The organism is Pseudomonas sp. DR48 (assembly GCF_019823085.1).
Taxonomy (GTDB): Bacteria; Pseudomonadota; Gammaproteobacteria; order Pseudomonadales; family Pseudomonadaceae; genus Aquipseudomonas.
This window is the reverse complement of the sequence record NZ_CP081946.1, coordinates 4,711,901-4,730,762: the sequence shown is the minus strand read 5'-3', so window position 1 is coordinate 4,730,762 and position 18,862 is coordinate 4,711,901. Positions and strand designations below refer to the sequence as shown.

20 protein-coding genes are annotated in these 18,862 nt (G+C 59.7%); 13 read left to right on the top strand and 7 right to left on the bottom strand.

What is annotated here, in order from left to right; genetic code table 11:
• Positions 1-56: 56 nt before the first annotated feature.
• Together K5K95_RS21455 and K5K95_RS21450 are read right to left on the bottom strand one after the other, a co-directional pair.
• On the bottom strand, positions 57-1,169 hold the full coding sequence (locus K5K95_RS21455) for a succinylglutamate desuccinylase/aspartoacylase family protein (RefSeq protein WP_222585991.1): 1,113 nt from the start codon (positions 1,167-1,169) through the stop codon (positions 57-59).
• A 200-nt stretch (positions 1,170-1,369) separates the two neighbouring features.
• Positions 1,370-2,149 (bottom strand): ABC transporter substrate-binding protein, encoded by a 780-nt coding sequence (locus K5K95_RS21450; RefSeq protein WP_208667786.1) that lies wholly within the window; start codon positions 2,147-2,149, stop codon positions 1,370-1,372.
• Between the two features lie 248 nt (positions 2,150-2,397).
• Between K5K95_RS21450 and K5K95_RS21445 the strand changes: the two genes are divergently transcribed.
• Positions 2,398-3,048 carry a type 1 glutamine amidotransferase gene (locus K5K95_RS21445; protein WP_222585990.1) on the top strand — a complete coding sequence of 217 codons (651 nt, stop codon included), beginning with the start codon at positions 2,398-2,400 and terminating at the stop codon, positions 3,046-3,048.
• On the opposite strand, the gene K5K95_RS21440 is transcribed toward K5K95_RS21445, so the two are convergent.
• Positions 3,049-3,483 (bottom strand): rhodanese-like domain-containing protein, encoded by a 435-nt coding sequence (locus K5K95_RS21440; RefSeq protein ID WP_222585989.1) that lies wholly within the window; start codon positions 3,481-3,483, stop codon positions 3,049-3,051.
• 101 nt (positions 3,484-3,584) lie between these two features.
• Here K5K95_RS21440 and ftrA point away from each other — a divergent pair, with 101 nt between their 5' ends.
• Entirely contained in the window at positions 3,585-4,559 is a 975-nt protein-coding gene (gene ftrA / locus K5K95_RS21435; protein WP_222585988.1) for a transcriptional regulator FtrA, read from the top strand.
• A gap of 115 nt (positions 4,560-4,674) precedes the next feature.
• Here ftrA and cobF read toward each other — a convergent pair whose 3' ends face one another.
• Together cobF and K5K95_RS21425 are read right to left on the bottom strand one after the other, a co-directional pair.
• Complete coding sequence (cobF, locus tag K5K95_RS21430; RefSeq protein WP_222585987.1) at positions 4,675-5,430, bottom strand: precorrin-6A synthase (deacetylating); 756 nt, start codon at positions 5,428-5,430, stop codon at positions 4,675-4,677.
• Positions 5,430-6,002 carry a histidine phosphatase family protein gene (locus K5K95_RS21425; RefSeq protein ID WP_222585986.1) on the bottom strand — a complete coding sequence of 191 codons (573 nt, stop codon included), beginning with the start codon at positions 6,000-6,002 and terminating at the stop codon, positions 5,430-5,432. Before K5K95_RS21425 ends, cobF begins: the two co-directional genes overlap by 1 nt.
• A gap of 341 nt (positions 6,003-6,343) precedes the next feature.
• Between K5K95_RS21425 and K5K95_RS21420 the strand changes: the two genes are divergently transcribed.
• The 11 genes from K5K95_RS21420 to K5K95_RS21370 all read left to right on the top strand — a co-directional run bounded on the left by K5K95_RS21420 (position 6,344) and on the right by K5K95_RS21370 (position 16,702).
• Complete coding sequence (locus tag K5K95_RS21420; protein WP_222585985.1) at positions 6,344-7,198, top strand: MurR/RpiR family transcriptional regulator; 855 nt, start codon at positions 6,344-6,346, stop codon at positions 7,196-7,198.
• A gap of 2 nt (positions 7,199-7,200) precedes the next feature.
• Positions 7,201-7,845, top strand: coding sequence for an isochorismatase family cysteine hydrolase (locus tag K5K95_RS21415; RefSeq protein ID WP_222585984.1), 645 nt, complete (start codon positions 7,201-7,203; stop codon positions 7,843-7,845).
• On the top strand, positions 7,842-9,173 hold the full coding sequence (locus tag K5K95_RS21410) for a glutamine synthetase family protein (protein ID WP_222585983.1): 1,332 nt from the start codon (positions 7,842-7,844) through the stop codon (positions 9,171-9,173). The genes K5K95_RS21415 and K5K95_RS21410 overlap by 4 nt, the downstream gene beginning before the upstream one ends.
• Positions 9,157-9,909, top strand: a complete 753-nt coding sequence (locus tag K5K95_RS21405) for an N-formylglutamate amidohydrolase (RefSeq protein ID WP_222585982.1) — start codon at positions 9,157-9,159, stop codon at positions 9,907-9,909. The genes K5K95_RS21410 and K5K95_RS21405 overlap by 17 nt, the downstream gene beginning before the upstream one ends.
• A 57-nt stretch (positions 9,910-9,966) precedes the next feature.
• Positions 9,967-11,316: an APC family permease gene (locus K5K95_RS21400; RefSeq protein WP_222585981.1), complete on the top strand. Its 1,350-nt coding sequence runs from the start codon at positions 9,967-9,969 to the stop codon at positions 11,314-11,316.
• A 119-nt stretch (positions 11,317-11,435) separates the two neighbouring features.
• Entirely contained in the window at positions 11,436-12,452 is a 1,017-nt protein-coding gene (locus tag K5K95_RS21395; RefSeq protein WP_222585980.1) for an arginine N-succinyltransferase, read from the top strand.
• Positions 12,453-12,513: 61 nt separating this feature from the next.
• Complete coding sequence (astA, locus tag K5K95_RS21390) at positions 12,514-13,548, top strand: arginine N-succinyltransferase (protein WP_222585979.1); 1,035 nt, start codon at positions 12,514-12,516, stop codon at positions 13,546-13,548.
• A 363-nt stretch (positions 13,549-13,911) separates the two neighbouring features.
• Positions 13,912-14,775 (top strand): hypothetical protein, encoded by an 864-nt coding sequence (locus tag K5K95_RS21385; protein WP_261398031.1) that lies wholly within the window; start codon positions 13,912-13,914, stop codon positions 14,773-14,775.
• The gene (locus K5K95_RS21380) at positions 14,772-15,410 is read left to right on the top strand and encodes a transposase (RefSeq protein ID WP_222585978.1); all 639 of its coding nucleotides are present in this window, start codon (positions 14,772-14,774) and stop codon (positions 15,408-15,410) included. The genes K5K95_RS21385 and K5K95_RS21380 overlap by 4 nt, the downstream gene beginning before the upstream one ends.
• A 37-nt stretch (positions 15,411-15,447) precedes the next feature.
• Positions 15,448-15,624 (top strand): hypothetical protein, encoded by a 177-nt coding sequence (locus K5K95_RS21375; RefSeq protein ID WP_222585977.1) that lies wholly within the window; start codon positions 15,448-15,450, stop codon positions 15,622-15,624.
• A 208-nt stretch (positions 15,625-15,832) separates the two neighbouring features.
• The gene (locus K5K95_RS21370) at positions 15,833-16,702 is read left to right on the top strand and encodes an oxaloacetate decarboxylase (RefSeq protein WP_222585976.1); all 870 of its coding nucleotides are present in this window, start codon (positions 15,833-15,835) and stop codon (positions 16,700-16,702) included.
• A gap of 152 nt (positions 16,703-16,854) precedes the next feature.
• Here K5K95_RS21370 and K5K95_RS21365 read toward each other — a convergent pair whose 3' ends face one another.
• Together K5K95_RS21365 and K5K95_RS21360 are read right to left on the bottom strand one after the other, a co-directional pair.
• Complete coding sequence (locus K5K95_RS21365) at positions 16,855-17,157, bottom strand: hypothetical protein (RefSeq protein WP_208667773.1); 303 nt, start codon at positions 17,155-17,157, stop codon at positions 16,855-16,857.
• Positions 17,158-17,481: 324 nt separating this feature from the next.
• The gene (locus K5K95_RS21360) at positions 17,482-18,723 is read right to left on the bottom strand and encodes a M20/M25/M40 family metallo-hydrolase (RefSeq protein ID WP_222585975.1); all 1,242 of its coding nucleotides are present in this window, start codon (positions 18,721-18,723) and stop codon (positions 17,482-17,484) included.
• Between the last annotated feature and the right edge of the window lie 139 nt (positions 18,724-18,862).

Genomic DNA, 18,862 nt, shown 5'->3' with positions numbered 1-18,862 from the left:
CTGGGACGCGGAGCGTCCCGGGCTGCATTCCCACGCAGAGCGTGGGAACGATCGAATCAGTCGTTAATCAACTTGCCAACCCGAATCGGCTCCCGCCCCGCCACTTTCGCCTGCCACGTCCCCGGCTGCGTATACCGTCCACGATCAATCGCGAACAACACGCCACTGGTGCCGGCGCGCACGGTGGTCACGCGATCATTCAGCGGATCGACCACTTCAAACAGCGCATCGCCCTGCTCTACCCATTCACCCGAATCACGCAGGAAACTCACCACCCCGTGATGCGGTGCAAACAGGTACTCAGTGCCCTCGAACGGCATGCCCTCACAGCATTCGCTCGGCGCCGCCGGCCAAGTGCCCTGGATGAAACCCTGTTCTGCGAGGAAGCCGAGAATCGCCTCGCAATTGGCCTGGGCCTGATCGACCCGGGTGTCGCCCATACTGCCCAGTTCCAGCGTGGTCGCCAGGTTCGCCGGCGGAATGTTCGCCTCGGGATAGCTCCGCGCCAGGCGCAACCATGGCGAAGAACAGGACTCATCGAATGAACTGCCGCCGGAATCTTCACAGAGCAACGCCACGCCGGCCTTCAGACGCGCCGCCAGGGACTGCCACTGCGGCCAGTGTTGCGGCAAGGCATAGAGGTGAATCGCCGCATCGAAATCGCAATGCAGATCCAGGGTGATGTCGGCATCGCACGCGTGACGCAGCAGCAAACGGTGCATGGCTTCCAGTTGCGAGGCCGGTGCTGGCAAGCCGTCAAGGACCTGCCCCATGGCTTGGCGAATCAACGCAATGTTGGCTTGCGCATCGTGCCCCAACTGATCGCCGATCAACGCCGCCACCGGGCCGCTGAGTTCCACGAAGGAGCGGTTGAAGTTCTTGCCGCTGCCCAGTTCAAAGCGGCCCATGTGGCTGCCCTGCAGATGCTGATCGAGGCCAATCGGATTGGCCACCGGCACCAGTTCGATCACGCCCTGCAACTGGCCCTGGGCTTCGAGTTCGGTCAGGCGCTTTTTCAGCTCCCATGCGGTGCGCATGCCCGGCAGTTCATCGGCGTGCAGGCTGGCCTGGATGTAGACCTTGCGAGCGCCCGCGCCATAACGAAACACGCTGAGGGTGCGCTCGGTGCCCAGGTGGCTCCAGGGCAATGAATGGTCGATGCGTTGCATGAGGAACTCCAATATAAGGGGCACTGAGATCACCTGTGGGAGTGAGCCTGCTCGCGATAGCGGAGTATCAGACAATGAATGCTTGACTGATACTCCGCTATCGCGAGCAGGCTCACTCCCACAGGGATCTCATTTCAATAGTGAAAGCGAAAAAAAAATGGCAACCGCGTCAACGGTTGCCACTTTTTCAAACGGTGTGATTACTGGCCGTAAACGTCAAACGCGAAGTACTTGTCCTGCACTTGCTTGTACTTGCCGTTGGCGCGGATTTCGGTGATGGCGGTGTTGAATTTGTCCGCCAGTTCTTTATCACCTTTACGCACCGCAATACCGGCGCCGCCGCCGAAGTACTTGGCGTCTTCGTAGGTCGGGCCAACGAAGGCAAAGCCTTTACCGGCGTCGGTTTTCAGGAAACCGTCGTCCAGGTTGACCGAGTCGGCCAGCAACGCGTCAACGCGGCCAGAGACCATGTCCAGGTTGGCTTCCTGCTGCGAGCCATAACGCACCAGCTCGATGCCGGCCGGCACCAGCACTTCGGTGGCGAAACGGTCGTGGGTACTGGCACGCAGCACGCCGACTTTCTTGCCTTTGAGCTCGGTCAGCGGATCTTTGATGTCGGTGCCGGCCTTCATCACGAAGCGCGCCGGGGTGTGGTAGTACTTGATGGTGAAATCGACGTTCTTCTTGCGGTCGTCAGTGATGGTCATGGACGACAGGATCGCGTCGATTTTCTTCACTTTCAGTGCAGGGATCAGGCCGTCGAATTCTTGCTCGACCCAGGTGCACTTCACTTTCATCTGCTCACACAGCGCGTCGCCGATATCCACGTCGAAACCAGTGAGTTTGCCGTCAGGGGTTTTCATCGAGAATGGCGGGTAACCGGCTTCGATACCGATGCGGATCGGCTTGGCGTCTTCGGCCACAGCGGTCAGGGACAACATCGACAGTGCCAGGGCACCGAACATCACTAGCTTCTTCATTTATAACTCCTGTGTGCGGAGGCTTTTATTGGCAGCGTTCGATTAGCATCTTTCGGTCAGTGAAAACCGAAGTGGCCGGCAGTCTAGAGTGGCTTAACGCGAGCAAATTGTGTTTAAGCGACAAATACTTACAGAAAAACAGCGCCTGGATTCGTGTCACTTGAAGCCTGCGCCAAGGCGGTGCAAAGACTGTAGGACAAACCCTTGTTTCAGACAAAAGCCACATACAAAAACCACAGAGAGCGCTGATGCCCACCTTGAATCTGATCCAGCACCACCCCGCCGAAGGCCCCGGTGCCATTGCCGACTGGGCCAAGTCCCGGGACATCCTGCTCAAGGTATTCCGCGCCGACTTGGGGGAACTGCCGCCGACGAGTGCGGCGCCCGTGATTGTGCTGGGCGGGCCTTATGAATCCAACGCCGGGCCGGCATGGCTGGGGGCCGAGCGCCAGTGGCTGAGGGCGAGCCTGGATCAGGGCGCGGCGGTGTTCGCGATTTGCCTGGGGGCGCAATTACTGGCGCTGAGTCTGGGCGGGAACGTGCGGCGCATGGACCGCAGCGAGACTGGCTGGACGCCGGTGACGTTCATCGATGGCCAGGTGTTGAAGGTGCTGGAATGGCATGAAGATGCGATTGACCTGCCGCCCGACGCGCAATTGCTGGCCAGCAGCGATCAATGCGTGCAGCAGATGTATCGCGTGGGTCAGACCCGGGTGGGGTTGCAGTTTCACCCTGAGTGGAATGCCGAGTCGGTGGCGACGCTCAATGCGCATTTTGGCGATGAATCGCCGTTACCCCGGGAGTCACAGGACAACGCCGCCCATGCAGCCGTGTTCGAGTGGTTGCAGGCGACGCTGGATGGGTGGTGGGCGGCTTCGTCAGCGACTCGTCACGGTTGATCAGCACTCACACTTCACGGCTTCGGTGGCCGGGCGTTGCACCGCAACGCTCAACGCCAACCCTTCATCCAGCCACCCGGTCACTCCGCCGATCATCTCCTTGACCGGGTAACCCAACGCCGCCAGTTTCACCGCGGCCTTGTGGACACCGTTACAGTGTGGCCCGGCGCAATAGACCACAAACAAGGTGGATTTCGGGTAATCCGCCAAGCGCTCGGCGATCAGCAATCGCCCCGCAATGTTGATCGCGCCCGGCACATGCCCACGCTCGAACGCCAGCGGTCCGCGCACGTCCACCAGGACAAAATCCACCTCGCCGGCCTGCTGGCTCGCAAAGACGTCGGAACAATCGGTTTCAAAGGTCAGGCGGTTGCTGAAATGCATCAGGGCAATGGCCGAAGGGGCGGCGGGGATCTCGCGGACCAGGCTGGTCATGGGCTGTACTCCAAAGTCTCGGTGGGTGTGACAGGACTTTATCCGCCCGGCACTTGCCGCTACAGTGGCGCACAAGACACTCACCGGGAACTTTCCGCCAAATGCAGCCTGCCCCTGGATTGGTCGCGATTCTGGCCTACGACGGCCTCTGTACGTTCGAATTCGGTATCGCCGTGGAGATCTTTGGCCTGGCGCGACCGGAGTTCGATTTCCCTTGGTATGAACACCGTATCGTCGCCGTGGACCAGGGCCCGATGCGCGCCATGGGCGGCATTCAGGTGCTGGCCGATGGCGGCATGGAACTGCTCGAAGACGCCCGCACGATCATCATTCCCGGTTGGCGCGACCGCCAGGCAGCGGTGCCTGACCACGTGCTCGTGCCCCTGCGCCAGGCCCATGCACGCGGGGCGCGATTGCTGTCGATCTGCTCTGGCGTGTTTGTGCTGGCGGCGACCGGTTTGCTCGACGGCCACAGCGCCACCACGCATTGGCGTTACACCACGGAACTGGCCGAGCGCTTTCCCAACATTCTGGTGGACCCGGACGTGCTTTATGTCGATTCCGGTCAGCTGATCACCTCGGCCGGCAGCGCGGCGGGGATTGATGCGTGCCTGCACCTGGTTGCGCGGGATTTCGGCACGCAGGTGGCGAACTCGGTGGCGCGGCGCCTGGTGATGTCGCCGCAGCGTACCGGCGGTCAGGCGCAGTTCATTCCCACGCCGGTCAGCCCGACGCCGCGCAGCGATTTGTCACGCGTCATGCAATGGGCGCGCGAGCGCTTGCACGAACCGCTGGAAGTTCGCGAACTGGCCAGCGAGGCGGCGATGAGCGAACGCACCTTTCTGCGCCGGTTTACTGAAGCCACGGGCATGCCGCCCAAAGCGTGGCTGCAACATGAGCGGCTGGCACGGGCGCGGGAGTTGCTCGAGAGCACCGGGCAGAACACCGATCAGATTGCCGAGCAGTGTGGGTATCGGTCGGTGGAGAGTTTTCGGGTGGCGTTTCGCGGCGTGGTGGGCGTGCCGCCGTCGGTGTATCGGGAGCGGTTTGGGCGTGGGGGCAAGGCAATAATTTGAGGTGAATTCAAGGGCCTCATCGCGGGCAAGCCCGCTCCCACATGTTTTGTGAACACCGAATATCCCTGTGGGAGCGGGCTTGCCCGCGATGGGGCCCGACCAGACACCAACACCTTCAAGGCTTGCGCAACAGATAGGTATCCATAATCCAGCCATTGGCCAGCCGCGCTGCCTTGCGCACTCGTTCAATCTCATCCGCCACGTCCTTGAGCTTGCCGCTGATCAAGATTTCATCCGGCGTCCCCAGGTAAGCCCCCCAATATATCTCGCTCTCCTGATCGGCCACCTGATGGTAGGCATCCTGTGCATCGAGCATCACCACCAGGCTGTCGGCATCACTCACCTGCCCTGCCGCGAGCCGTCGGCCGGTGGTGATTTCAATCGATTGGCCAATGCGATTGAGCGGCACTTTGTGTTGCGCCGCCAACGCCTGAACGCTGGTGATGCCGGGGATCACTTCAAACTCGAACACGCAACGGCCCGAGGCCAGAATCGCCTGCAATATCCGAATCGTGCTGTCGTACAGCGCCGGATCGCCCCACACCAGAAAACCTGCGCACTGATCATCGGACAGTTGCTCATTGATCAGCCGTTCGAAGGTCATTTGCTTGGCAAGATTCAGCTCATCCACGCTGCTCGTGTAGTCCACCGCCCCGCGCTCGCGCTCCGGGCTGTGGGCTTCGACGAAACGGTAGTCGCGGTCAATGATGTAGCGCTCGCAGATCTCCCGGCGCAGGTCGATCAGCTTGTCTTTGGCCGGGCCCTTGTCCATCAGGAAAAACACGTCGACCAGGTTCAGCGCCTTCACGGCCTGCATCGTGATGTAGTCGGGGTTGCCGGCGCCGATGCCGATGACCAGCAGCTTTTTCATCAATTCACTCCTTCAGCGTCGGTGCCGAGCAAGCGCAATCGCCAGCGGCCGGTGAACCGCAACTCGACGGTCGACAACGGTTCAACGTCGATCAGGTTGAAGGCCGCCGCCTGCAGCACTTGCGTCAATGCCGCGCGAATGACAAAGGGATGGGTGATCGCAACGATATGCCCCGGTGTGGCCTCCAGGGATTGGAGCCACTGCGCCACACGCGCACCGAGTTGCGCCACCGACTCACCGCCATGCGGCGCCGAAGCCGGGTCAGCGAGCCAGGCTTCAAGTGCCTCGGGTTCGGTTTTTTGCAGATCGTCGATCCGTACACCTTTCCAGCGTCCGAAGTCGCAATCTCTCAGCGCCGGGACAATTTCAACGTTGTCGCCAAACAGCTCGGCCGTCTGCTGCGTCCGCAACTCCGGCGCACAGAGCAATCGCGGCGTTCCCTTGAACGGCCGACACCGCGTTTCCCTCGCCGATATCCACTCCGTTTCCAGGGGTTCGTTCGTAGGAAAGATCGCTAATTTTTGTGCGACGGTTCGAGCGTGGCACATCAGGGTCAAACGGGTCGCCTGCACGGATAATCACCCTGTCGATGTAACGAAGAACGGCTCGACGCCGTGGATATTTGTTCAATTGTGCCGCAAGACGTGCGATCCAGGGCGTTTCGTTTCGTCCGGCGCCGCACACTCGCCGCCTGAGCTGATCGTTGGATTTCGGCAATCTCTGACAACTTTAAGGGCGATGGACTACACACTCAGTCGTCTTCCGTGTAGCCCACGGCGCACGCGGTTTTCGCCCCATTTCGGGGCGTTAAAAAACCACGGGAAAATTCACTAGACATGTAGAGAGCGCTACATAAATACTGTTTTAGCAATTTATGAAACGAAACCGACACCTCATCCAGCAAGGAGCCCGGATGCCCTCTCTTAGAGACCTGATCACCGATCCTGGCCTGGATCTGACGCCATCGGAACGCAAGGTCATCCGTGCCTTGCTGGACCAGTATCCGCGTAATGGGCTGGGCCCGATGTCGCGCCTGGCCGAACATGCCGGTGTCAGCGATCCGACCATCGTGCGGCTGGTGAAAAAGCTCGGGTTCAGCGGTTATGCCAATTTCCAGGAGGCATTGCTCAGCGACATGGACCATCGCTTGCGGTCTCCCAGCGCACAGTTGCAGCCGCGCTCTCATCTGCAAAAAGGCGACGTCTGGAGCCAGTATCTGGCGGACAGCCATCGGGCGCTGGTGGAAACCCATGCGCTGACCCAGCCCGAAGATGTGCGGATTCTGCTGGAGTGGCTGCTCGACACCCGCCATCAAGTGCACTGCTTCGGCGGGCGTTTCAGCAGTTTCCTCGCCCAATACCTGCTCAACCATTTACGCCTGCTGCGCCCCGGCTGTTTCGCCCTGGAAGACAACGCGCAGTTGCCGGACCGACTGTTCGACGTGCAGCGTCAGGACGTGGTGCTGGTGTTCGACTATCGCCGCTACGAGTCTCAAGCGCTGCGGGTGGCGAGCGCCGCCAAGAATCGCTATGCGCGAGTGGTGCTGTTCACCGACATCTATGCTTCACCCTTGCGCGAGATGGCGGACCTGATCATCAGTGCGCCGGTGGAATCAGTGTCAGCGTTTGACACCTTCGTCCCGGCACTGGCTCAGGTCGAGGCGCTGATCGCCTGCCTGACCTTGCGCAGCCCGGACCTGGCCGATCGTCTGGAAGGCATCGACGCGCTGCGCAGCGAATTCGACACCCACTTGCTGGAGGAAAAATAAGGATGTTTACGCTCCCCCACCATTCACCCAGGGACTTGCCGTTCACTGCCGACCACACCGCACTGTTACTGGTGGACATGCAGCGGGCCTGGCTCGAGCCGCAGTTCGACCCGCACCTCAACGGGCCGGACGCTGAATATTTCCTGACGCGCACGCACATGCAGGTGGTGCCCAACCAACGCCGGCTGCTCAGCGCCTTTCGCTGCGCACGGCAAAACGTGCTGCACACGATCATCGAGAGCCTGACCGCCGATGGCCGCGATCGCTCACTCGACCACAAGCTCTCGGACATGCACTTGCCCAAGGGCAGTGAGCAAGCGCGCATCATCGAAGACCTGACACCGACCGAGAACGAAATCGTCCTGCCCAAGACCTCTTCCGGGGTCTTCAACTCCACCAACATCGACTACGTGCTGCGCAATCTCGAAACCCGGCACCTGATCATCGCCGGCATCGTCACCGACCAATGCGTGGACATGGCCGTGCGTGACGCCGCGGACCGCGGTTACCTGGTGACGCTGGTGGAAGATGCCTGCGCGACCTACACACCACAACGTCATCAAGCCTGCCTGAACGCAATCAAGGGTTACTGCTGGATCACCGACACCCAGACCGTGCTCGGGCGGTTGCAGGAGCTGCAACCATGAGCGAACGCCTGTCGCCGCTGCCGATGACCACCCTCGTCACCACCGACCTGATCGGCGTGACGCGCGGTCGCTCGTTTCCCACCGACGAACTTGAACACTACCGTGTGGCGGGCTGCGGCTGGGTGCCGGCCAACAGCGCCCTGACCCCGCAAGACATCATCGCCGCCACCAACCCGTGGGGCGCTTATGGCGACTTGCGGCTGATTCCCGATTTGAGCAGCCGCGTAACGGTCAACAATGGCCCGGATGCCAGGGCCCCGGCGCTGGATTTCATCCACGGCGACCTTCGCGAAACCGATGGGCGTCCGTGGGGCGCCTGCCCACGGACCGTGTTGCGCAATGAAGTGGAACGTTATCGCGCCGAGCTGGGCGTGCAGGTCAACGCCGCGTTCGAACATGAATTCAACCTGGACACTGGCGCGGCTGAACAACTGGCATTTTCCCTTGAGGCCCAGCGTCAAGGCGCCGAGTTTGGTGGCTGGCTGCTTAGTGCCTTGCGCGCAGGCGGCGTCGAACCGGAAATGTTCCTGCCCGAATACGGCAAGCATCAATACGAAATCACCTGCCGCCCGACCCTCGGCGTGGCCGCCGCCGACCGCGCGGTGAACGTGCGTGAAATCACCCGCGAAATCGCCCGACAGATGGGCCTGGGCGTGAGCTTCGCCCCCAAGACGTCAGAGCAGGCGGTGTGCAACGGCGTACACCTGCATGTCAGCCTGCTGGACCTGGACGGCCAACCGCTCTTGTACGACGCCGGCACCACCAACGGCCTGTCGACCCTCGGCCAGCACTGGGCCGCCGGCGTCCTGCATTATTTGCCGGCACTTTGCGCCTTTACCGCGCCGACGCCGGTGTCTTACCAGCGTTTGCAGCCGCATCACTGGAGCGCGTCGTACGCTTGCCTCGGCCAGCAGAACCGCGAAGCGGCGTTGCGGATTTGCCCGACCGTCAGCCTCGGCGGCAAATCGCCGGCGGCGCAATTCAACCTGGAATTTCGCGCAATGGACGCCACGGCTTCGCCGCACCTGGCGATGGCCGCGCTACTGATCGCCGGCCGCCTGGGCATCGAGCAGCGCCTGGCCCTGAATGCGATCACCGATGAAGTGCCCGACTCCCTCAACGAAGAACAACGCCACGCTCGCGGCATCGTCGCCCTGCCCGCGTCCCTTGCCCAGGCACTGGACTGCCTGCGCAACAGCGAGGCACTGATCGAAAACCTGCCGAACGCGTTACTGGACACCTGGTTCGCCCTAAAAACCCAGGAGCTGACGCTGACGGAACAGCTGTCGCCCGCCGAATGCTGTGAGCACTATGCGCGCCTCTACTGAATCCGCTGAACTCGGTCTGTTTACCGAGCCCGCCTACACCCTGCATCGGGAAGCCTCCGAGCACCCGCTGTTGCTGGTGTGCGAACACGCCAGTCGTTTCATCCCGTCCGGGTTAACGGACCTTGGCCTGAGTCATGAAGCCGCTCGCGAGCATATCGCCTGGGACATCGGCGCCCTGGCCCTGGCCGAGCGCTTGTCCGAAGCGCTGGGCGTCACCTTGCTGGCCGCCAATTACTCGAGACTGCTGATCGACCTGAACCGGCCACTCGGTGCCCCGGATAGCATTCCGGCGAAGAGCGAGATTTATCACATTCCAGGCAATCAAGATCTGGATGAAGCGACCCGCGAATATCGTCGCGAACGCCTGTTCAAACCGTTTCACGACCGCCTGCAAACGCTGATCGACCAGCGTCTGGCCCAAGGCCGGCCGGTTCGAATCGTGGGCATTCACAGCTTCACCCCGGTTTACCACGGCCAGCCGCGCACCTTGGAAGCCGGCGTGCTGTTTGGCGAAGCCACGGGCTACGCCCAACGATTGCTTGACGGACTGAGCCAGCATCCCTTGAAGGTGGCCGGTAATGAGCCGTACAAGATCAACCCGCTGGGCGACATGACCGTGCCGGTCCACGGCGATGCGAGAGGACTGGAAGCCGTGTTGATCGAGGTGCGCAACGACCTGCTGCGCACACCTGAAGCCATCGATCGCTGGGCCGATTACCTGCGGCCGTTGTTGTAAAGGAATAGCGTCAAACCCGCAGCGTGCAGCTGCGTTCATCCCAAGGAGAAGGGTCTTATGGAAATAGAAGAATTCGGCTACAAGCAAGAGTTGAAACGGAGCCTGACGCTGACCGACCTGGTGGTGTACGGGATGATCTTCATGATCCCCATCGCGCCGTTTGGCGTGTATGGCTACGTCAACGCCGAAGCACCGGGGATGGTGCCGCTGGCCTACCTCATCGGCATGCTGGCGATGCTGTTTACGGCGCTGAGTTACGGCAGCATGGCCCGGGCCTTTCCGGTCGCCGGCTCGGTGTATTCCTACGCGCAACGCGGCCTCAACCCGCATGTCGGGTTCATCGCCGGCTGGCTGATGTTGCTCGATTACCTGCTGATTCCGCCGCTGCTCTACGTTTACGCGGCCATGGCACTGAATCATCTTTACCCGGACATTCCCAAAGTCGGCTTCATTCTGGCCTTTCTGGTCAGTGCGACTTTCGTCAACCTGCGCGGCATCACCTTCACCGCGCGCCTGAACATCCTCTTTCTGCTCGCGCAACTCGTGGTGCTGGGGATTTTCCTGCTCTATGCCTGGAATGCCCTGCACAACGGCGGTGGCCACGGCCAGTTGACCCTGGCGCCGGTGTACAACCCCGAGACGTTCAACTTTGCCCTGCTGATGCAAGCCGTGTCGATTGCGGTGCTGTCGTTCCTCGGATTCGATGCGATCTCCACCCTCGCTGAAGAAATCAAGACTGACCCGGGCCGCAGCGTCGGCAAGGCTGCGTTGATCACGCTGTTCGTGATGGGTGTGATCTTTATCGTGCAGACCTGGATCGCCACGGACCTGGCCGCCGGCATGGGCTTCACCTCGGCGGACACCGCGTTCTATGAAATCGCCGAACTGGCTGCAGGCAGTTGGCTGGCGACCCTGACCGGCGTGGCCACGGCCCTGGCCTGGGGTGTGGCAGTGGCAATCACTTCGCAAGCGGCGGTTTCGCGCCTGCTGTTCGGTATGGCCCGGGACGGCAAGCTGCCGAAAGTACTGGCCAGGGTCCATCCCAAACACAACACCCCGTACCTGAGCATCTATCTGGTGGCGCTGTTGTCGCTGGTGATCTGCTACCTGTTCATCAACGCCGTGGACACCCTCACCTCGCTGGTGAACTTTGGCGCACTGAGCGGTTTCATGTTGCTGCACCTGACCGTCATCAATTATTACTGGCGTCGGCAAAAGTCCGGTCAGGTGATTCGCCACCTGATCTGCCCGGTCGTTGGCTTCATCATCGTCGCGGCCATCATGTACAACATGGGCGTCGATGCACAAAAACTCGGCTTGATCTGGATTGCCTTGGGTCTGGTGTACCTGTTTTTCCTGAACAAGCTCGGCGTCAACACAGCGTTGCCTGATCCGAGCAACGGCTGACAAGAAAAAGGGCGGCGTCTGACAAGAATTCAGGCGACCGCCGCTTTAACGCGTGGAAATTGACAGTGATAGTCAGGTTCGGTGCCAACCACCGAACCCTTTGATACAGGAGTGCGTCCATGCTGGTCTTACGCCCAGTCGAACTAACCGACCTGCCCCAGTTGCAGCAACTGGCGCGCGACAGCCTGGTCGGCGTCACGTCCCTGCCGGACGACACCGAACGCCTGCGCATGAGGATTCTCGATTCCTGCGCCTCGTTCGACAAAGACATTGCGGCACATGGCCCGGAGAACTATTTCTTCGTGCTCGAGGATCTGCAGGCCCAACGGCTGGTGGGCTGCTCGGAAATCCTGGCCACTGCCGGTTTCAGCGAGCCGTTCTACAGCCTGCGCAATCGCCACTTCACCAGCGCTTCCCGGGAATTGAACATCGAACATGGCGTGCCAGCGTTGTCGTTGTGTCACGACCTCAATGGCCACACCTTGCTGCGCGGCTTTCACATCGACGCCGCGCTGGTGCGAACCGCTTTTTCAGAGTTGCTGTCGCGGGCCCGACTGCTGTTCATTGCTGCCCATTCGCAGCGCTTTGCCGACACGGTGATCACCGAAATTGTCGGCTTCAGCACCGATGAAGGGCAGTCGCCGTTCTGGGATGCGGTGGGCAAGCACTTCTTTGACCTGCCTTATGCCGAGGCCGAACGGCTTTGCGGTCTGGAGAGCCGGACCTTTCTTGCCGAGTTGATGCCGCAATACCCGATCTACGTGCCAATGCTGCCGCAAGCAGCGCAGGCGTGCATTGGCCGCATCCACCCCGATGGACAGGAAGCCTTCGATATCCTTGAGCGCGAAGGCTTTGAAACCAACAGCTACATCGATCTTTTCGACGGTGGGCCGACCCTGTATGCGCGCGCCTCAAACATCCTTTCCATCGCCCAGAGCCAGACCGGCGTGGTGCAAACCGGCTCGAATGTTGATGCACGCGGCAGTTATCTGGTGAGCAACGATTCGCTGAAGGACTATCGGGCCATCGTCGCCGAGCTGGATGTCCAGGTCGGACAACCGGTGCAATTGAGCGCGCCGATGTGCGCCGCGCTGAACGTGACCGAGGGCAGCCCGATCCGGCTGATCGCCCTGTGAGCTTCACTCGCCCGCGAGACCAACGACAGCGCCCGAGCAGGCGCGAAGAAGGAGCTGCATCATGATCGTCCGCCCGGTTCGCGTCACCGACCTGCCCGCCTTGATGGATCTGGTGCAACAGGCCGGCCCCGGGTTCACCACCCTGCCGGCCAACGAGGAACGCCTGGCGCATCGGGTCCGCTGGGCACAACGGACCTTCGCCGAACAGGTCGAGCGTGCGGATGCCGATTATTTGTTCGTCCTTGAAGACGACGATCAGCAAGTGGTCGGTATCAGCGCCTTGGCCGGCGCTGTCGGCCTGCGTGAGCCCTGGTACAACTATCGGGTCGGGCTGACGGTCAGTTCGTCGCCGGACTTGGGTATCCAGCGGCAGATTCCGACGCTGTTCCTGAACAACGAAATGACCGGCCAATCGGAAATCTGCTCGCTGTTCCTGCGACACGATCAACGCCACGGCAGTAACGGCCGATTGCTGTCGCTGGCACGCTTGCTGTTTGTTGCCGAGTTCCCCCACCTGTTCGGTGACAAGCTCATCGCCGAACTGCGTGGCAGCGCCGATGAACATGGCTGCTCCCCGTTCTGGGACAGCCTGGGCCGGCATTTCTTCAAGATGGATTTCAGCCACGCCGATCATCTGTCGGGCCTGGGCAGCAAATCGTTCATCGCCGAACTGATGCCCCGCCAACCGCTCTACACCTGCCTGCTCACCGAACAGGCCCAGGCCGTCATTGGCAAGGCGCACCCCAACACCGAACCGGCGATGAAGATCCTCCGCGCCGAAGGGTTCGCCCACCAGGGGTACATCGACATCTTCGATGCCGGCCCGGTGATCGAAGCCCCGATCGCGAAAATCCGCACCGTACGCGACAGCCAGCCACTGCTGTTGACCATCGGTACGCCAGACGAGCAGGCGCCGGTGTGGCTGATCCACAATCGTCGCCTGGAAAACTGCCGCATCACCGCCGCCCAGGCCAGACGGGTGGGCAACAGCCTGATCGTGGACCGACTCACGGCCAAACGCCTGCAACTGCAACCCGGCGACTCGGTACGTGCCGTGCTGCTGCGCAAGCAACAGCAGCAGGCTGTTGCAGCGTGATTCAACCGGGTTTAAAAGCATGGTCCCGTCGCACGCCAACCTGATCGCTGGGCACTTCCATTAACCATCGAAGTGTTCTGCGTAACTTGTTACACCCTCCAAAAACATCCAATAACAACTCACAACATCAACTAACAACTAACGATTTGCCTTCAATCACTGCCATCACCATACTTAAAACACACAACAACTACACCCCACCGAGCCAACCATGCAACAGCCCACCAGCAACTGGCACAGCACGCCGATATTTCGCGCCGCAACTAATGTAATCAGCACACCAACACAAATGAATAGTGCGATCAATTGCTGGGGAGCGACACCACGCCTGAACATCGGTAACATTCATGAAATAGGAAATCATTGGCAACTACTGAAAGCGCCGCTGTCACCGAGCAACGCTACTTCCTGACACACTTCATCTTAAAATCAAGCAAAGCAGGCCACTTCATGATCGAGACACTTTTAGACAAAGGCCTATCGCCAAGCCAAATCATAAAAAGCCTTGAAGCCCTGGACATCACCAGACACATCGAAAGGCTCGCCAATCAGTTGAACAAAAACACTGCACACACTCAGGAAACCTCTAGAAGTGCAGAGATCATGAAGTCAACAAACATCCATACCAGAACACTGATATTGCACTGTAATGGCGATGGCAATATCGGCCTCAAGGCACCTGACAACGCCGGTGCCTCGGAACTGCTTTATACCGTTCCGGGAAACAGTATTCTTTTCGCTATCAATAATCAGTCATTCCCGGTTCAGCTTTATGAAATACAGGACGACAAGTTGACGCTGGGACAATGGATCATCGTCGACGCCGACAACCCGCTGTTCATCGACGGCACAAAGGTCCTGTTCGACAGCAATCCGACAGGCCATGGACATGAGGCGTTCATCGGCAGCATCAACCTGCCAGACCGAAGCGCAGACATAGGCGTGTTTGACCGCGCCTCATTGGACAAGATCGCCTGGTTCCCCCACGACGATAGCGCCGCACGCTATCTGGTAAGCCTTGAGTTGCTGGAGACTGCACAGGATCCAGAGGCACGTAAGGTGGCCGAAGAATTGATTTATCACTACCACCCCGCTGTTGCCTGGAAGGCCTTTCAGACCATTCAGCAAACGGACCAGCAGGCCGCACTGGATTACGTGCCTTTGCTGAGAAACCTGCAAAACAACCACCTGAACGTCTTGCTCGACCAACAGAGTGAAGCAGCATGAAACTCAATACGTTTATTGAGCGCATGACGTCTTACGATCCGGACCGAGACAAGCCCAAGATCATGGAAGACCTGCGCCAACTCGCGACTAACCGTACATTATTGAGTGAACACCTTTACACCGTTATTCAACAAGAAGGTTTCAGCACACGGAATAGCCTCTACAACGCTTATGCCTTTGTATTGCATTACAACGACCTGTTTACTGTTCGATTGGGGTTTTGGTCTCCGGTCTCATCGAAAGATGAAAGTGAAACGTTCATCTATGACCTGAACCACACCCACGACTTTGAAATTTATGCCGTGGGTTACAGCGGAGACGGGTATACGACTGTTACACGAGAAATCCTTGATGCCCCCATCAGAGTCGGAAGAAGACCACTTCTTGGCGAAGAAAGAGTACTCAAACTGGCGCCAGGGGAAATCCTGCACATGCGCCCACTGTACGACGTGCATAAGCAGCTTCCACCTAAAACGATGTCCGCATCGTTGAGTTTGCTTATTCATCCTCAACGGGCCGTTAAAACAGAAGAAGCCTGGTGCTTCGACGAGAACTATGTGCTGACTTATCCCGGCATTGCCATGCACGAAACAGCTTTCTATGAAGAAACGCTGTCCATGCTCGAACGCGGGTAATTAGACCTGCCTCTATAAATAGAAAAGGAACAACCGTATGAACAAGCCTATGACCCAATGGAACCAAACCCCTTTGATGCACGCTGCCACCAACGTGATCAATACACCGGTCAAGACCACTGCACTATCCCCGTGTGCCAGTTTCATGCCTCGCTATAACGTAGGCAATATCCACGAAATCAAGAAAATCTGGAGCGTGCCAGCACACGGCTAAAACCGCATTCGTTAAACGCTCCACCGAGGCTGCAGACTGACAAGGTCTGCGGCCTTTTTTGGCTTCGACGTTAAGGCGCTGATCAATTGACTCATGTCAGTGCAAAATTCGTCATCATCTTCACCTCCCCCGCGTGATAGCCTTTTGTTCCTTCGGCGTTGACACCTTTGCTCAAGCCTTTCCATTCCTTTGTATTGGTGGAACTCATATGTCCAGGCTCTCTCATCAAGATTTGCGCCGTAGCTTTCGCGAGCTGTTTGCGTCCAACGCTTGCTATCACACGGCGTCGGTCTTCGACCCGATGTCGGCCCGCATTGCTGCTGACCTGGGTTTTGAAGTGGGCATCCTGGGGGGATCGGTTGCGTCATTGCAGGTGCTGGGCGCCCCTGACTTCGCCTTGATCACCCTCAGCGAGTTCGCCGAACAGGCCACGCGCATTGGCCGTGTGGCGCAATTGCCAGTGATCGCCGACGCCGACCACGGCTACGGCAACGCACTCAACGTGATGCGCACCATCGTCGAGCTGGAACGCGCCGGCATCGCTGCGCTGACCATCGAAGACACCCTGCTGCCGGCACAATTCGGCCGCAAATCCACCGACCTGATCGGGGTCGCGGAAGGCGTCGGCAAGATTCGCGCAGCCCTGGAAGCGCGGGTCGATACAGAGATGGCAATCATTGCGCGCACCAATGCCGGGATACTGCCGGTGCAGGAAGTCATCAGCCGCACCCAGCAGTACCAGAAAGCCGGTGCCGACGGCATTTGCATGGTCGGCGTGCGTGACTTCGATCACCTCGAACAAATTGCCGAACACCTGAGCGTACCGCTGATGCTGGTCACTTACGGCAACCCGGCGCTGCGCGATGACAAACGCCTGGCTGAACTGGGCGTGCGGGTGACCATCGACGGTCACGGTGCGTACTTTGCGGCGATCAAGGCGACTTACGACAGCTTGCGCGAGCAGCGGCAGATCTTCACACAGGCGGCGGATTTGAGCGCCACCGAGCTGACTCATACTTATACGCAGCCCGAGGAATATATTCGTTGGGCGGAAGAGTTTATGAGTGTGAAGGAATAACTCGTTCAGCGCGTTTGAGTATATGAACCGAGCCGACGCCATCGCGAGCAGGCTCACTCCCACAGGGGATTTTTAGTGGACACAAAATTTGTGTACGCCTGCAATCCAATGTGGGAGTGAGCCTGCTCGCGATGGCGTCAGTTCAACCACCGTTAAACTGCAGTCTTGAACCCCTCCTCCCGCTGCAACGCCCGCGCCTGAATCACATCCAGAATCGCACAGCCCTCTCGCATCAACAGATGCACGGCGCTCGTCACTCGCGTCAAATCACAGTCGGAAATGCCTTTGAGACCCAGAGTCGACAAGGTGTCCGCCAGATCGCGAACCACGGTAAAGCGATGCGCGGCGCATGCAGCGAGGTCGCTGAGTTCTTTGTGGGTATTGATGAAGAGCACCGGGTTTTCGGCGTCGTAGGTGTCGATGGGGAGGTAGCGCGGCATGACTTGGTCGAGCATAAATGAAACTCCAGGTTAGAACTGCCACCTTTCGCGGCCAAGCGAGTAAAGGTGGCAGCCGTGTGCGGGTTGGCCGACCGGTACCTGAGACCCGGCACACCCGAAGGTGTCCCGCGCACAGCCGCCATGACGCGACGTGCTGTTGCGTTTCAGATATCGACCGGCCAAGGTCGTTCGCAGAGTTTTCCGCGAGCCCGAACTATAGGGGTCGATACCGAAACGCGGCAACAGGGTACGTTGTAGGAAACGTCTTGGAAAGTTGTGCGCCACAAGTCGATCGTTCCCACTCGGACGGTTCGACGTGGGAACGATCAACGGCGTGAATCAGTGCTTGGCCAATTCCATAATCATCCGCGACAACAGATAAATCCTAGGTGCCACGCTCTCGACCTCCGCGTACTCCTCGGGCGTATGGATATTGCCGCCCACAATTCCGAACCCATCCAGCGTCGGCGTGCCCACACCGGCCGAGAGACTGGCGTCCGCCGCCCCGCCGCTGCCTTCTTCGGTCAACTTGCGACCGATCTCACCGTAAATCCCTTGCGCCATTGCCATCAGTCGATCCGATTCCGCCGTCTGCGGCATCGGCGGCAGGCCACGTTGGAGCGTGGTCGTGACTTGCGTATCCGCAATCAGCTTGTCCTGGGACACCCGCGCCAGGTCTTTCTCGATCCGGTCAAACTCTTCCGGCACCGCCGCCCGCACGTCCGCCTTGGCCGTGGCCTGGTCCGGAATCACGTTTGTGCGGTCGCCGGCCTTGAGCACGGTGAAGTTGATGGTGGTTTTCTTCGCTTCGTCGCCCAGTTTGCCGAGTTGCAAAATCTGGTGAGCGGCTTCCATCGCCGCGTTGCGCCCCAGTTCCGGCGCGACACCGGCGTGAGCGGCCTTGCCTTTGACTTCGACCACGGCGGTGGCGCTGCCTTTGCGCCACACCACCAGGCCATCCGCCGGGCGGCCCGGTTCGAGGTTGAGGGTCACGTCGTGGGTCTTGGCGGTTTTCTTGATCAGGTCGGTGGCGATGTCCGAGCCGGTCTCTTCACTGGCGTCGAGCAGGAAAGTGATCTGCGCATAGTCCTTGAAGTCGAGATTCTTCAGAACTTTCAGCGCATAGATCCCGGCAACGATGCCGCCCTTGTCATCCATAACGCCCGGCCCATAGGCGCGGCCATCCTTGATGTGGAACGGGCGTTCGGCGGCCGAGCCTTCCTTGAACACGGTGTCCATGTGCGCCATCAGCAGGATTTTTGCCTTGCCGGTGCCTTTGAGCGTGGCGATAACATGGCTGCTCTTGTCCGGCGTGTTCGGCACGAGTTCGATGGTGGCACCGAGCTTTTTCAGCTCATCGATGGCGATGTCGCGCACTTGTGTCAGGCCGGGCTCATAGCCGGAACCGGAGTCGATGTTCACCAGCCGTTCCAGGAGTTTCAGGGCTTCAGCCTTGTATTGCTCGGAATCGGCGAGGACTTGTTTGTGCGGTTCAGCGAAGGCCGCAGGGGCTAAAACGCCGAGGGCGAGGGTCAGGCCAAGGCTAGTGGCCAGCAGAGAGCGAGGGAGCTTGAGCGTCATGAATCGGTCCTTGTTTCGTGTCGGGGGTCAAAAACACCCTACCTGACTACGGCGCAAGGCTCTAGACCGAATGCGACACCCATAGACCTGCCACGCCGCAATCCCCTTGTGGGAGTGAGCCTGCTCGCGATGACGGTGG